Origin of the sequence: Variovorax sp. Root411, assembly GCF_001425205.1 — a bacterium.
Taxonomy (GTDB): domain Bacteria; phylum Pseudomonadota; class Gammaproteobacteria; order Burkholderiales; family Burkholderiaceae_C; genus Variovorax.
In genome coordinates this window covers 11,538-12,020 of sequence record NZ_LMDW01000011.1, presented here as the reverse complement: position 1 = coordinate 12,020, position 483 = coordinate 11,538, and the positions used below count along the sequence as shown (strand labels likewise).

1 protein-coding gene is annotated in these 483 nt (G+C 67.5%); it reads left to right on the top strand.

What is annotated here, in order from left to right:
• Positions 1-483, top strand: a 483-nt coding sequence (locus tag ASC92_RS29280) for an AMP-binding protein (protein WP_162245721.1), incomplete at both ends; no start/stop codon positions are given.

Genomic DNA, 483 nt, shown 5'->3' with positions numbered 1-483 from the left:
ATCAGCCTGCCGCAGGCCTACCAAGAGCCTCTGTCTTTGCGCGTGGTGATCTTCGGCGGCGAAGCACTCGACCCGCAGCGCCTGCGCGGGTGGATCGAGCACCACGGCGATGAAAGTCCGCAGCTGATCAACATGTACGGCATCACCGAGACCACGGTGCATGTGACCTATCGGCGGATCACGGCGGCGGACCTGAGCCAGCAGCGCAGCCCGGTCGGCCTTGCCATCCCCGACCTCGGACTGCGCGTGCTCGATGGGCAACTCAATCCGGTGCCGGTCGGCGTGGCCGGCGAGTTGCATGTCTCGGGCGCCGGCTTGGCGCGCGGCTATCTGAACCGCGAAGGCCTGACGGCCGAGCGCTTCATTGCGGCTGAAGGCGGCCAGCGCCTGTACCGCACGGGCGACCTGGTGAAGTGGAACCACGAAGGCCAGCTGGAGTACCTGGGCCGCATCGACCACCAGGTGAAGGTGCGGGGCTTCCGC